Source organism: Aquamicrobium sp. NLF2-7, from assembly GCF_022359935.1.
Taxonomy (GTDB): domain Bacteria; phylum Pseudomonadota; class Alphaproteobacteria; order Rhizobiales; family Rhizobiaceae; genus Mesorhizobium; species Mesorhizobium lusatiense.
Genome location: NZ_JAKSED010000003.1, coordinates 270,843 through 285,077 on the forward strand (window position 1 = coordinate 270,843; position 14,235 = coordinate 285,077).

At 63.3% G+C, this 14,235-nt stretch carries 11 protein-coding genes; 10 read left to right on the forward strand and 1 reads right to left on the reverse strand.

Annotated elements, in window-relative coordinates; genetic code table 11:
* The first annotated feature begins 2 nt into the window (after window positions 1-2).
* The 8 genes from MIC97_RS19755 to MIC97_RS19790 all read left to right on the forward strand — a co-directional run bounded on the left by MIC97_RS19755 (window position 3) and on the right by MIC97_RS19790 (window position 10,574).
* Complete coding sequence (locus MIC97_RS19755; RefSeq protein WP_239801688.1) at window positions 3-1,478, forward strand: aldehyde dehydrogenase family protein; 1,476 nt, start codon at window positions 3-5, stop codon at window positions 1,476-1,478.
* A gap of 11 nt (window positions 1,479-1,489) precedes the next feature.
* Window positions 1,490-2,254: an SDR family oxidoreductase gene (locus MIC97_RS19760; RefSeq protein WP_239801689.1), complete on the forward strand. Its 765-nt coding sequence runs from the start codon at window positions 1,490-1,492 to the stop codon at window positions 2,252-2,254.
* 55 nt (window positions 2,255-2,309) lie between these two features.
* Entirely contained in the window at window positions 2,310-3,497 is a 1,188-nt protein-coding gene (locus MIC97_RS19765; RefSeq protein ID WP_239801690.1) for a zinc-dependent alcohol dehydrogenase family protein, read from the forward strand.
* 173 nt (window positions 3,498-3,670) lie between these two features.
* Window positions 3,671-4,708, forward strand: coding sequence for an ABC transporter permease (locus MIC97_RS19770; RefSeq protein ID WP_239801691.1), 1,038 nt, complete (start codon window positions 3,671-3,673; stop codon window positions 4,706-4,708).
* Between the two features lie 60 nt (window positions 4,709-4,768).
* Window positions 4,769-5,785 carry a sugar ABC transporter substrate-binding protein gene (locus MIC97_RS19775; RefSeq protein ID WP_239801692.1) on the forward strand — a complete coding sequence of 339 codons (1,017 nt, stop codon included), beginning with the start codon at window positions 4,769-4,771 and terminating at the stop codon, window positions 5,783-5,785.
* A gap of 94 nt (window positions 5,786-5,879) precedes the next feature.
* Complete coding sequence (locus MIC97_RS19780) at window positions 5,880-7,985, forward strand: SMP-30/gluconolactonase/LRE family protein (RefSeq protein ID WP_239801693.1); 2,106 nt, start codon at window positions 5,880-5,882, stop codon at window positions 7,983-7,985.
* A complete protein-coding gene (locus MIC97_RS19785; protein ID WP_239801694.1) occupies window positions 7,978-9,084 on the forward strand; it encodes a strictosidine synthase family protein in 1,107 nt (368 codons plus the stop codon). The genes MIC97_RS19780 and MIC97_RS19785 overlap by 8 nt, the downstream gene beginning before the upstream one ends.
* The gene (locus tag MIC97_RS19790) at window positions 9,081-10,574 is read left to right on the forward strand and encodes a sugar ABC transporter ATP-binding protein (protein WP_239801695.1); all 1,494 of its coding nucleotides are present in this window, start codon (window positions 9,081-9,083) and stop codon (window positions 10,572-10,574) included. Before MIC97_RS19785 ends, MIC97_RS19790 begins: the two co-directional genes overlap by 4 nt.
* A 68-nt stretch (window positions 10,575-10,642) precedes the next feature.
* Here the strand turns inward: MIC97_RS19790 and MIC97_RS19795 are convergent, their stop codons facing one another.
* Window positions 10,643-11,995, reverse strand: coding sequence for an MmgE/PrpD family protein (locus MIC97_RS19795; protein WP_239801696.1), 1,353 nt, complete (start codon window positions 11,993-11,995; stop codon window positions 10,643-10,645).
* 122 nt (window positions 11,996-12,117) lie between these two features.
* Here MIC97_RS19795 and MIC97_RS19800 point away from each other — a divergent pair, with 122 nt between their 5' ends.
* Window positions 12,118-12,903, forward strand: a complete 786-nt coding sequence (locus MIC97_RS19800; RefSeq protein WP_239801697.1) for an SDR family oxidoreductase — start codon at window positions 12,118-12,120, stop codon at window positions 12,901-12,903.
* Between the two features lie 61 nt (window positions 12,904-12,964).
* Window positions 12,965-14,224, forward strand: a complete 1,260-nt coding sequence (locus tag MIC97_RS19805) for an ABC transporter substrate-binding protein (protein WP_239801698.1) — start codon at window positions 12,965-12,967, stop codon at window positions 14,222-14,224.
* Window positions 14,225-14,235: the final 11 nt, after the last annotated feature.

A 14,235-nucleotide genomic window follows, 5' to 3' on the forward strand; every position in this document is an offset into this window, starting at 1 on the left:
GCGTGGCTGAAAACTATCCGCGTGAGGCCGGACTGCGGCCCGCACAGGGCTGCTTCATCAACAATCGCTGGGAGCCGTCCTCTTCGGGTGCGGCCCTGCCCGTCATCGCGCCTGCCGAGGGCGTCATTTTCGCGGAAATCGCCGCCGGCAATGCACAGGATGTGAACCGTGCCGTGGCTGCGGCCCGCGCTGCCTTCGAGGGGGGGCCGTGGTCGCGCCTGACCGCCACCGAGCGCGGACGCCTGCTGATGCGGCTCTCGCAGCTTGTCACCGACAACCTTGAGGAACTGGCCGCCATCGAAGCCCGGGACTGCGGCAAGCCTTTGCGCGCCGCCCGTGCCGATATTCAGGCGACGGCCCGCTACTTCGAGTTCTACGGCGGCGCTGCGGACAAGTTCCACGGCGAGCAGATCCCGTTCATGAACGGCTACTACGTGACCGGCGAGCGCGAGCCGCTGGGCGTTACCGGCCATGTCATTCCCTGGAACTATCCGGCGCAGATGACCGGGCGCACGCTGGGTCCCGCACTTGCCATGGGCAATGCCACGGTGCTGAAGCCGGCCGAAGACGCCTGCCTGACGGTGCTGCGCATTGCCGAACTCGCCGCCGGGGCGGGCTTCCCGGAGGGGGCCGTCAATGTGGTGCCGGGCCTCGGCCACGAAGCGGGCGCGGCGCTGGCGGAGCATCCCGGCATCGATTTCATTTCCTTTACCGGCTCGCCGCAGGTCGGCACGCTGATCCAGACCGCTGCTGCACGTAACCATATCGGCTGCGTGCTCGAACTGGGCGGAAAAAGCCCTCAGATCCTCTTCGATGATGCCGATCTCGATGCCGCTGTCCCGGTCGTCGTCGCGGCCATCATCCAGAACGCCGGGCAAACCTGCTCGGCCGGCGCGCGCGTGCTCATCCAGCGCCCGATCTGGGACAGGGCGGTTTCGCTCATCGCCGCAAAATTCTCGGCGCTGAAGGCAGGCCTGCCGGACGACGAGCCCGATCTCGGGTCGATCATCAGCGCCCGGCAGAAAGAGCGTGTCGAAGGCTTCATCGCCCGCGCGAAGGAACAGGGCGTTCCTGTCATCGCGGAAGGCGGCATTGATCCGAAGGCGCCCGCCGGCGGCTTCTATGTGCCCCCCGTCGTGTTCGGACCGGTGCCGCGTGACAATGCGCTGGCTTTCGATGAAGTCTTCGGTCCGGTTCTCGCGGCGATCCCCTTCGAGGATGAAGCCGATGCCGTGGCGCTCGCCAATGGCACGGAATACGGGCTGATCGCCGGCGTGTGGACCCGCGACGGCAGCCGCGCGCTGCGCGTTGCACGGCAACTGCGGGGCGGTCAGGTCTATGTGAATGCCTACGGCGCCGGCGGCGGCATAGAGCTGCCCTTCGGCGGCACCCGGAAATCCGGCCATGGGCGCGAAAAAGGGTTTGAGGCTCTCTACGAGTTCTCCGCGCTCAAGACCATTGTCATCAAACACGACTAGGAGAGAAAGCCATGGCAGCAGAACAGGGCCGTCTGGCGGGGAAAATCGCCGTCATAACCGGAGCCGGAGGCGGTTTCGGTGAGGGAATCGCAAGGCTTTTCGCTGCCGAAGGCGCAAAGGTCGGGGTGCTCGATCTCAGAGGCGAGGCAGCGGAAAGAGTGGCCGCCGACATCGGCGCCAACGCCATTGCGCTAACCGCGGACGTCACCTCCCGCACGCAGATGGAAGAAGCAGTGCAGAAGGTGGTCGACACGTTCGGCATCCCCAGCGTTTTCGTGAACAATGCCGGCTGGACGCATCGCAACAAGCCGATGCTGGAGGTGAGCGAGGAGGAGTTCGACCGCGTCTATGCGATCAACGTGAAGTCGATCTATCACATCACCAACATCATCGTGCCCCTGATGCGCAGCATCGGCGGCGGCTCGATCGTCAATATCGGCTCGGTTGCCGGCATCCGGCCACGGCCGGGCCTGACCTGGTATAACTCCACCAAGGGCGCCGTGAACATCCTGTCGCAGTCGATGGCCGTGGAGCTTGCGCCCGACAAGATCCGCGTCAATGCCATCTGCCCGGTCATGGGCGAGACGGGGCTTCTGGAAGCCTTCATGGGCGTTCCCGACACGCCGGAAAACCGCGCCCGCTTCGTGGCGACGATTCCGATGGGACGCATGTCGCGCCCTGAAGATATTGCGCGGGCAACGCTATATCTGGCCTCCGACGACGCCGAGTTCATTACGGGCGTGCTGCTGCCCGTAGACGGTGGGCGAACCGTCTGAATTCTCCCGGCCGCCTCTCCGGGGCGGCCCCTTTCTTTCTCCGGAACCCGTATCCATGAAGATTCGCGCTGCTATTCTGAAGCAATCGCCGGCTGCTGCGCCCTTTGCGCAAAGCCGGCCGTTGTCGATCGAGGAGATCGAACTCGATCCGCCCGGTCCGGAAGAGCTGCTGGTGCGGATCGGCGCGGCCGGGCTGTGTCACTCCGATCTGTCGGTGATCAACGGCAACCGTCCCCGGCAGACGCCGATGGTGCTTGGCCATGAGGCTGCCGGCACGGTCGTCGAGGTGGGAGCTGCCATCCGCGACCTGGCGCCCGGAGACCGGGTGGTGATGACCTTCCAGCCGAGCTGCGGCCATTGCCTGCCCTGTGCGGAGGGGCGCCCGGCGCTCTGCATTCCCGGTGCCGAGGCCAACGGCAAAGGCGTCATGATGGCTGGCGGGGTCCGCCTGCATGATGAGCACGACCGCCATGACATCCACCATCATTGCGGCATCTCCGGATATGCCGATCACGCGGTGGTTTCCCGCCATTCGGTGGTCAGGGTCGATGCTCCGGACGTGCCGTTCGCCGAGCTTGCGCTTTTTGGATGTGCCGTGCAGACGGGCGTCGGCGCGATCATCAACACCTGTCGCGTTCAGCCCGGCCAGAGCGTTGCAATCGTCGGGCTGGGCGGGGTTGGCCTTGCGGCCCTGCTGGGCGCGGTGGCGGCCGGAGCGACCGAGATCATCGCCATCGATCTGTCTCATGAAAAGCTGGCAATCGCGCGCAGCCTCGGCGCGACAAGAACCTACAACGCGTCCGGCGAGAACGTGATCGAACAGGTGCGCAAGGACACAGGAGGTGGCGTCGACCACGCCGTGGAGGTTGCCGGAGCAGCGCCCGCCTTCGATCTCGCCTATCGCATCACACGCCGCGGCGGACAGACCGTTTCTGCCGGACTGGCCTCCCCGACCGCCGAATTCAGGATTCCGGCCGTGAATGTCGTGGCCGACGAACGCACGGTAAAAGGCAGCTACATGGGTTCCTGCGTGCCGCAGCGCGATATTCCGCGCTTCATCAGCCTCTACCGGGCCGAGAAGCTGCCCGTCGACCGCCTGCTGACCGACGTGCTTTCCCTGGATGACATCAACGAAGGTTTCGACCGGCTGGATCGCGGAGAAGCCATCCGTCAGGTCGTCCTGTTCGACCCGCAGGAGATCACGGCGTGGCGGAACAACAAGGGCGGACGCGTCATAAAATGATTATTGACTCAAGAATCATTAAAGTGTCTTCTCTGCGTGGGAGATTGCGGTGCGCGACCATCGGGGCGGAGTTGGTGGCACCTGTAACATGCAAGCAGGCCGGGCGCGTGAAAGCGCATAAAGAAGCGACTGTGTCACCAGTGCGGTCTCCAGGCCTTTAGGGAGGGAAGTCCATGAAAACCCCTGTCGAGGGTCAGACAGCTGGCCGGCCGGCTTCGGTTACCGCTCTTCTCAGCGGATCGGGCAAGATCGGTTTCGACCAGCTGAAGATCGTCACCCTGCTGTTCATCGTCATCTTCGTGATCTATTCGATGGTGCTGCCCGGCTTCTTCAGCCTTGGCAACCTGCTGACGCTGATGCGCACGGTCGCCGTGCTCGGCATTCTTGGCCTTGGCATGGCCATCGTGGTGATCGGGCGCGGAATCGACCTGTCGATGATCGCCTCGCTGGCCGTGCCTTCGGCGCTGGTTCTGATGCTGGCATCCAAGGGATATGGCGTGGCTCCCGCACTCGCTGCCGGTCTGTTGATGGCGGTCGCCATCGGCGCTCTCAACGGCGTTCTGGTGGCTTACGCCGAAATCCCCTCGCTGTTCACGACGCTTGCCGTGGGCATTGGCGTGGCCGGTATCGGGCAGATCGGGCTCTTTGACTATGAAATCGTTTCATGGCCGGCCCAGCTTGATGTGATCGCCTGGATCGGACGGGGCAGCGTATTGGGAATTCCATATTCCGTGCTGGCTTTCGCCGTGGTCGCGATATTGGTCGGGATTTTCCTGAACCGCACTCGGCCCGGAATGTTCGTTTATGCCTCGGGCGACAATCCGGGCGCGACGCGGCTGACCGGAATTTCGCTCCGCCCGGTGCTCGTCATGCAATACATCATCGCTTCCTGTGTGGCCTTTTTCGCCGGCATGGTTCTCGCCGCCTCATCGGCCAGCATGGATACGCGCATCTTCAATCTCACCTGGATTTACGACGTCATTCTGGTCGTCGTGCTTGGCGGCATCGGCCTTTCGGGCGGACGCGGCGGCGTCGTCAACGTCATCATCGGCACCCTGCTGATCGGCACCATCATGAACGGGCTCACCATCATGAACGTGTCTTTCGAGATGCAGAATCTGGTGCGCGGTCTCGTGCTGTTGCTGGCGGTTCTCGCCGACAGCATCATCAACCCCCGCAACGAGGAGACCTCACAGCAGGGCGATATCTGAACCCGTCACCGCCGGCGGCAGGTCGGCATGACGGACAACGTAATCATCGGGAGGATTAGAATGAACATACTTTCCAGATTTGCCTGCGGCCTCGCCATGGCGGCCATGCTCGGCGGCGCAACCGGCGCCGTCGCCCAGACCAGCATGGGCGATCCCTTGCGGGAAAGCTATTACACCAACCTCAAGGACCGGAAGGTCGTGTTCGTACCCGTGTTCATGGGGCTGGACCTGACCGAGGGCTGGTCCAAGATCATGTCCCGCCAGGCCAGTGAGCTTAGCTACAGCTATGAAGTGCGCAATTCGAACTTCAACACGGCGGCCGGCGCGCAGACCATCACCTCGCTCATCAGCGAGAAGCCCGACGTCATCGTCGTGCAGAACCCCGACGTTCAGTCCTATGCCAAGCTTCTCCAGCAGGCCGAGAAGGCCGGCATTCACGTCATTCAGCTGAACATGAAGACCAACTACCAGACCACCGGGTTTGTCGGCGCCGATGTCGAGCTGATCGGTGAGAAGCAGGCAGAAGCCGCGGTGGCCAAATGCGGCGGCGGCGATCAGCCCGGCAAGGTTCTGGTGCTGGCAGGTCCTCCGACCAGCCCCTTCTCGGCATATATGCTCAAGGGCTACGAGAATGTGCTGAACGACAATGCCAAGATCCAGATCGTTTCGGTGCAGTCCACCGGCGATTATGAATCCTCCAAGGCCAAGTCGATCACCCAGGTGGTGCTGCAGCAGCATCCCGATCTTTGCGCCATTCTCGGTGTCTGGGACAATGCCGATGTCGGCACCGCAGCGGCGCTGCAGGAAGCCGGCAAGAAGCCCGGCGATATTCTCGTGACAACCTCCGGCGGTGGCGGCGAACTGGCCTGCCGGGGACTGCGTGAAGGCCTCTGGCAGTATTACGTCAGCTACGACGTTCCCGGGCAGGGCCGCGACCTCAACGCGCTGATCCTCGCCGCGCTTCAGGACAAGAACGAGGTCGGCTCGACGCGAACCGTCATCTACACCCCGCTGGTGACCTATACCCCCGAAACGCTTGGGGACGAGCGGTGCTGGACGCTGGATACCCTGCGTTAAAGCCACCTTCCCGGGAAAGACTTCCCCCTCCCGCCACAGGGAGGGGGAAGCGCGGCCCAGGTCGCGCAACTGTCAGCGTCAGAGGCAACGGATCATGAATACACTCGTAAAACTGCGCTACCGCTTCTGGCCGGACAAGATTTTTGGCGAACTGCTGCAGAAGCCATGGATGGAAACGGCGGTGCCGCTTCTGGTTCTGCTGGGCGTCGTTGCCTTCTTCAGCGCGCGGATCGACAATTTCATTTCCGTCGCCAGCATGTCGGATACGCTGCGGCAGGCCTGCGAACTCGGCTTTGTCGTTCTTGGAATGTCCATCGTCCTGATCGTCGGCGGCATCGACCTGAGCGTCGGCTCCATCTATGCGCTGTGCAATCTCCTGGCGCTCTACTGCGTCAACGTGCTTGGCCTTGGCATGGTGCCCACGGTTGCGATCACCCTTGTGGCGGGCGGGCTTCTGGGCGGTGTCAACGGCGTGCTGATCGGCTATTTCCGCATGCGCGCCTTCCTGACCACAATGGTCACGCTGATCGTCTACAAGGCAGCGAACGATATGCTGAACGCCAGAATCGGCGTTGAAATCTCGGCTAATTTTCCCGATGCCCCGGCCTGGGATTATCTCGGCACGGGCACGTTCCTCAACATTCCCGTCATCGTCTGGGTGTTCGGTGTCGTGGCCATTGCCGGACACATCTTCCTGACACGCCTCAGAGCCGGCTGGCATGTGCTTGCGATCGGCGGCAATCGCCGTTCCGCCTACAATACCGGCCTGCCCGTGAAGCGGGTGGTGGCGCTTTCCTATGTCGCTTCAGGCGCCTTCGCCGCACTGGCCGCGATCTTCTATGCCTCGCGCCTGGCTTCGCCGGGTGCCGATACGGGCAAAGGCCTGGAAATCGTCGTGCTGACGGCGGCGATCCTCGGCGGCATTCGCCTCGGCGGCGGCAAGGGTTCGGTGATGAAGGCGATCCTCGGCACGCTGATCGTCCTTCTGCTGACCAATGGCATGTTGCGGATGGCGATGTCGGCAGGCACGTCGCGCGTTATCCTTGCCTCCATTCTGCTTCTGGCCGCGCTGCTCGACATCCGCTGGTTCAAGAACCGCCACAAGGCTGTGCAGGAACTGTATGTGAGCCCGGGCTACATGGAACTGCCGCCGCCGCAAACCACCGGGCGCGACAGCGGCTCCCCCTATGCGCTGAACGACAAGCTGCGCGGCGTGGAGACCATTGGTCTGGGCGAAGTCGAAGCGCCCGAGGACGTGGTGCTGGACACCGACAACAATCTCTACTGCGGCAACCGCCACGGCGACATCATCCGCTTCTTCGCGCCCGACTATAAGCGGCAGGAAGTGTATGCGCATATCGGCGGACAGCCTCTCGGCATGGCGATGACGGAGGACGGGACGCTGTTTGTGTGTGTCGGCGGCATGGGGCTCTACAAGGTGGGGCCAGACAGAAGCGTCTCGAAGGTAACGGACGAAACGAACCGCTCGCTGCTGTCGATCATCGATGACAGCCGTCTGCGCCTTGCCGACGATCTCGACATCGCACCTGACGGCCGCATCTTCTTCTCCGAGGCCACCGTTCGCTACGAGATGCATGAATGGCCCACCGACAGCCTTGAGGCGCGGGGCAACGGCCGCATCATCTGCTACGACCCCGCAACCGGGAAAACGACGACGGTGCTGCGCAACCTCGTCTTTCCGAACGGCATCGTCATGGCTTCGGACGGGCAGTCGCTGCTTTTCGCGGAAAGCTGGGCCTGCCGGATCAGCCGGTACTGGTTCGATGGACCGAAGAAGGGCACGGTCGAAGTCATCATCGATGATCTTCCCGGCTATCCCGACAACCTCAACCGGGCTTCCGACGGCCATTACTGGCTGGCCATCATGGGGGTGCGCAGTCCAGTCTTCGATCTGGCGATGAAGCGGCCGGCCTTCCGCCGGCGCATGTCCAAGAAGCTGCCGGGCGACGAATGGCTGGCGCCCAATCTCAACACCGGCTGCATCGTCAAGATCAGTGAAACCGGCGAGATTCTCGATGTCATGTGGGACCTCGGGGGCGAGAACCATCCGATGATCACCTCCATGCGCGAACATCGCGGCCATCTTTACATCGGAGGCATCCACAACAACCGCATCGGGCGGCTGAAGCTGGACAATGTCGCCCCCGATTTCGTCGACCTGAAGGTGTCTCATGCTTGAGTTTGTCGGACAGATGATCGGCGGTCTTTTCGGCCGCAGCGGTTCAGGCCTTTCAGTGCCGATCCTCGACGGCGCCTTCAGGCCGAACAACCTTCTTGAAGAAGCCGAGGTGCTGTTTGAACGTCCCGGCCTCGAAGACATGGCCGTTGCCCCCGACGGCACCTTGCTGCTGGCGGCAGGCAGCGAAGTTCTGGTGGCCGGAATTCTGGGGGCTGGGTGCGACGGATTGCGAATGGCGGAGCGCCATGACGGCACGATCACCGCCCTGACCGTCCTTGCCGATGGCCGCCGGGTTGTCGCACTGGGAGACCGCATCGTGATCGGAGGCGGGGCTGCCCCGATCGCCGAAGCATGCGGGCGGCGCTTCAGGGCGATCACCGCTCTTTCGGTCATGACCGACGGGCGCATTCTGGTTTGCGATGCTTCCGCGCGCTACGAAGGCGCGAAGTGGCAATATGACCTGATGACCCGCGGAAAGTCCGGGCGTCTCGTGGCGCTTGAGCCGGCCACCGGCAAGGCTGAACTGCTCCAGAGCGATCTGGCCTGGGCCTTCGGCGCGATGGAGAGCGACGACGGCATCCTGATTTCCGAAAGCTGGCGCCACCGCCTGCGCCGTGCCGGCAAGGGCGATGCCACCGGCGAGCTTCCCGGCTATCCCGCCCGCATCACGCCGACAGCCGATGGCGGCTTCTGGCTGTCGCTGTTTTCGGGGCGCGCGCAGATCGTGGAATTCGTGCTGCAGGAGAACGCGTTCCGCCGCGAGATGATGGAAACCATCGACCCGAAATACTGGATTTCCCCGGCGCTTTCGTCGGGAGAGGATTTTCTGGAGCCCCTGCAAAGCGGTGGCGTCAAGCACATGGGCATACTGAAGCCGTGGGCGCCGCCGCGCTCCTACGGCCTTGCCGTGCGCTGCGACGCCAGCCGCAATCCGCTGATGTCCGTTCACAGCCGGGTCGGCGGCATGAACCACGGCATCGTGACCACGCTCGAACGCGGCGACGAAGTTCTGGCCCTTTCGAAGGGAGCGGGGCGCCTGCTGCGCATGAAGCTTCAGGAAATCCGCGCGGCAAACGGCGTGACCGGAGGTGTGGCATGACCCCTGTTCTGGAACTGCGAGGCCTCACCAAGCTCTATGCCCGCGTGCCCGCGGTGGAGAACATCACTTTCACCCTGATGCCGGGTGAGGTCCATGCCCTTCTCGGCGAAAACGGCGCCGGAAAATCGACCCTCACGAAGATGATCGCCGGGGTTGTCGATCCCACCTCCGGAGAGATTCTGCTCGACGGAAAGGCCGTTCATCTGCGCACCCCGGCGGCCGCCCTTGAAGCCGGCATTGCGATGGTGTTTCAGGAGACGAGCCTCGTTCCCTCGATGACCGTGGCGCAGAACCTGTTCATGGGCAACGAGCAGTTCTTCAATCGCCTGCGCGGCATCAATATCGCCGCGCAGCAATTCATGCAGGCTCTGAACTTTCAGGTTGACCCGACCGCCATGGTCCAGACGCTGGGCGCGGCGAAGAAGCAGATGATCGAAATCGCCCGCGCCATGCTGTCGAATGCAAGGGTCATCGTCTTCGACGAGCCGACCGCAACGCTGACGCCGGAGGAAAAGAAGCACTTTTTCGACCTCGTGCGCACTCTGCGGAGCAGGGGCGTCGCCATCATCTTCATCAGCCATGCGCTGGAAGAAGCTCTGGCGATCTCCGACCGCATCACCATCCTGCGGGACGGGCAGCATGTCGTTACCGACGACACCGCCAGTTTCGACCGGGCGCGCATCGTGCAGTCGATGGTGGGACGAAGCCTGTCGGAAGAGCTTTATGGCAAGCGCAAGGATTTCGTCCGCCCGCCGGGCGAACGAATTCTCCAGGTCTCCAACCTGCGTGTCGGCAACATGGTCCGCAACAATTCGCTGTCGGTGTTCGCGGGACAGGTGACGGGTGTGTTCGGCCTTGTCGGCTCGGGCCGGACGGAAACCTTCAAGGTCGTGTCCGGCGCGATCAAGCGCAACTATCTCAACGGCGGTGAGGTGTTCATCCGCGGCAAGCGCGTGCGCTACCGCGTGCCGGCGCAAAGCCTGCGCGAGAGGGTCGCCTACATCACCGAGGACCGCAAGATCGAAGGTTTTTTCGAGACCATGTCGATCAAGGCCAACATCTTCATGGGCAAGCTCGCCAAGGCGGGATGGCGAAAGTTCTGGCTGCGCCGGTCGGAAATGAACCGCATCGGCGAAGAGTGGGGCAAGTCGCTGCACATCCGCGCTGTCAGCAAGGATGCAAAGGTCATCGAGCTTTCAGGCGGCAACCAGCAGAAAGTGGTGATAGCCAAGTCGCTGATTCAGGAGCCCGAACTCATCATCTTCGATGAACCCACCCGCGGCGTCGATGTGGGGGCGATCGCCGAGATCCATCAGATGATCAACAGGCTGGCCGATGAAGGCAAGGCGGTGGTGGTCATCTCCTCCTACCTGCCGGAGGTCATGCAGCTGTCCGACCGGCTGCTGGTCGCCCGGCAGGGCAGGGTGGTCGAGGAGTTTTCGCCGCTCGACGCGACGGAAGAAAATCTGATGTACGCAGCCGTTCACTGAATTTCGGGCCACCACGAAACAAGAAGCCCCCGGATCGGAAGATGCGGGGGCTTCTTGTCAGGCGACCGTCAGCGGCGGATCAGTGGGCGCGCACGCGCAAAAACGTCATTCAGGAAGGCAATGCCTGCAGCCTCCGGGTCCCGGCAAAAAGTGCTGAGACCGGCGATGCATGAGGCTGGCAGTCCTTCCTGCGCTGCGGTCAGCGTCAGGCGTTCCTGCAATTCGCCGAAGCTCCAGGCGTAGTCGGCAGGGGTCATGTTGCAAACCTCGGACAGGATTGCGCCACCTGCGAGTTGCAATTCGATGCGGCAGCAAAGAACGGGCACTTCGGCGTCCGCAACCAGATGCACTTTTTCGACCAGCGCATTGATTTCGGCGTCATCATATCTGGTCATCATGGCCATCGAGGGCGCACCGCGCAGAAGGGTCTGGGCGATGCAGAAGGGGATGCTCATCAACGTGCCGCCGATCGTCGAGAAGGGGCCCTTGCTGTCCATTCCCGCATAGCCGCATTCATAGGGGTTCATGCGCACCACGACGTTTTCGATGGACTGCCCCGCCAGTTTCTCACGCAGGGACAAGGCCGCTGTTACCGGCGTCTGGTTGAACGCGCAGACCGGGAACGGCTTGAAGGCAACGCGCAAGGTCTGCCAGTCGCGGCCGATCCTTGCGATCGTATCTTCGGTATCCAGCGGCCGCCCCGCGAAGGCCCGGGCCAGACCCTTGGCTCCCTCATATGCCTCACGCAGGCTGACGGAGCCCGCCTTTGCAAGCTCCGCCGCGGTCCAGCCGGCCTGCGCGGTCACGCCAACCTGATAGCGCCATTCGTCGGTTCCCTCCGCAAAGGTCTGGAGAAGCCCGCCAGAAAAGGAAACGGCATTTCCAAGGGCCGCGCATGTCCGTTCGGCATCCATCCGCAAAAGCCGCGCGACCGCCGCTGCCGCCGCACCTGTTCCGTAAAGGGTGGTGGCGCGAAAACCCTTTGGCGTGGTGTCGCCGGCCAGCAGTTCCTCGAACAGCCCGCCCACTTCGTAACCGGCGACCATCGCCGGTATCAGATCGGTGATGCTGGCCCGCCCGCTTTCAATGAGGGCCATCAGAAGCGGGATCATCACCGCTCCCAGATGCGCCGCACCGCAGGTATCTTCCTGCCCACGGCCATGGAAAAGCGCGCCATTGGCCATGGCCGCCCCGGTTACGCTGCTCATTTCGCCGCTGCCAAGCAGCGTCGCCTCTCCCGGCCCGCCATACATGGCAAGGGCTGCCTGACGGGCTACGGGCTCGTAGGGCGTTGCGAGGCCGGCCATGGCGATGCCATAGCCGTTGAGAAGGCACGCATGGGCCTTCTCCCGGACGTCTTCGGGAATGTTTTCCCGCGTCAGCGCTGAAGTGAATTGCGCGAGCTCCTGCGCGATCGTCATGGCTTTCCTCCACCGAATTGCTGCCCGCAGGCTAGAGCCGCCGCGCCTGTCATGTCAACAAAATGATAATTGACTCATAATTCATTTATGTTACGTTGCCGCCATATTCAAGGGAGGAAACCATGTCGCAGCAGGCTCAGCTTGCAGACCGCATCATTGCCATCACCGGCGGCGCCAGCGGCATTGGTGCAGCATGCGCGGAGGTTGCAGCCTCACGCGGCGCACAGGTGGCCATACTGGATCGCAACATGGACCAGGCCCGCAGCGTCGCGGAGCGGATCGGCGGAAAAGCTTTTGAGCTCGATGTCGCTGAGGAGCAGAGCGTCATCGATGCCGTTTCCGCCGTGGAGCGCGAGATGGGCGCCATCTCGGGCGGCATCACGTCCGCGGGCATCGTCCAGACCCCGAAGCCGCCGGCCGAGCTGGACATGGAGGTTTTCGACCGCATCTATGAGATCAATTTCCGCGGCACCTTCCTGTCTCTCAGGGAGATGGCGCGCCACATGATCCCGCGCCGTTCCGGCAGCCTTGTGGCGCTCAGCTCGATCACCGCGCGCCGCTCCACCCCGCTTCATGCCTATGGCCCCGGCAAGGCGGCCGTCACCAATCTGGTGGAGGGGCTTTCGGGCGAGTGGGGCCGGGCCGGCATCCGCATCAATGCCATCGAGCCGGGCTATACGCGCACGCCGGCACTTCAGGCCCAGATCGATCTCGGCCATCGCGACATATCCCTGATGAATGCGAATTCGACGCTTGGCCGCATGGTCGAGCCGTCGGAAATCGGCACGGTCGCCGCCTTCCTGCTGTCGGATGACGCCTCGGCCGTCACCGGCGTTTCGATGGCGGTCGATGCGGGCTTTTACCAGGTGGGCTCCTGGGCGCCGTATGGGGGCGTCAGGGAATACTGACGTCCGGCATCGGCCGGCCTGCCGCTCCGGGAGAGGGCGGCTTTCAACAATGGAGGAATGAATGACCGTATCCCATCGGACCGGATTGTCCCGGCGTAGCTTTTTGTCAGCGGCAGGCGCCCTTGGTGCGGCGACGCTCGCCGCGCCGTCCATCCTGCGGGCGCAGGGTTCCACCATCCGGGTCGGTGTTCCGACCATCCTGTCCGGCCGCGTCGCCATCCTCGGTGAAACCGCCTCCATCGGCGCGAAAATGGCGGTCGATGCGGTCAATGCCGCCGGCGGCATCGACGGGCGCATGATCGAGCTGGTCATCCGGGACACGAAGGGCAAACCCGACGAGGCCGCCCGCATCACCCGCGAGCTGATCAGCACCGACGGCTGTCAGATCATTCTCGACGCGGAAGCCTCGGGAGGGGCCTTCGCGGTGCATGAGGTCGTGCGCGATACGGGCACCTATTGCGTCCACTCCATCTCCGAAACCTCGTCCCTGACCGCCGATCCCGCCAATGCGGCGCACTGGATCTTCCGGTCTGGCCGGCAGGGCATCCATGACGCGATTGCCGGCGGTCTTTATGCCTCGGAACTGGCAAAGGGGGGCGTCAGGCGCTGGGCGACCTGCTCGCCGGATTACGCCTATGGCCGCGACACCACGGCGGAGTTCATGGAGTTCCTGACCATCTTCGCGCCGGATGTAAAGCTTGTCGGCGAGACGTGGCCGAAATCCTTCCAGCCGGACTACACCGAAAACATCACCAATCTCCTGAACCTCGCTCCGGAAGCGCTCTACACCTGCCTGTGGGGCGGCGATCTGGTGGCGTTCTTCGATCAGGCCAGCCTCTACGGTCTTTTCGACCAGTTCCAGACCGTGGCCGTCAACATGGGCGACGCACCGGTTCTGGAAGCGATCAAGAACCTGCCGGCGGGCATCCATTCCGGCAACCGCTACCACAAGGACATTCCCGACAGCGAGGCGAACGAGAACTGGAATGAGGCGTTCCGCAAATCCGGCAAGCTGCCGACCAACTGGGGCTGGCAGGCCTATACCGGCGCCTGCTTCGTCATCGAGGCCCTCAGGGCGACCGGCGGCGACATTGACCGCGACAAGCTGGCGGAGGCAACCAGGGGCCGCACCATCGACAGCCCGCTTGGCGTGAGCGGCACCGTCACCATGCGCGAAAGCGACAACACGCTGGTCGACTATGCGCTCGGCTATGGCAAGACGATTTCCGAAGCGCCGTATCTCACGGACTTCCAGCCCATGGCCTGGGACGTGATCGTCGAACACGAGACCGAGTGGAAGAAGCGCAAGGGCTTCATCTGATCCTCACCCGC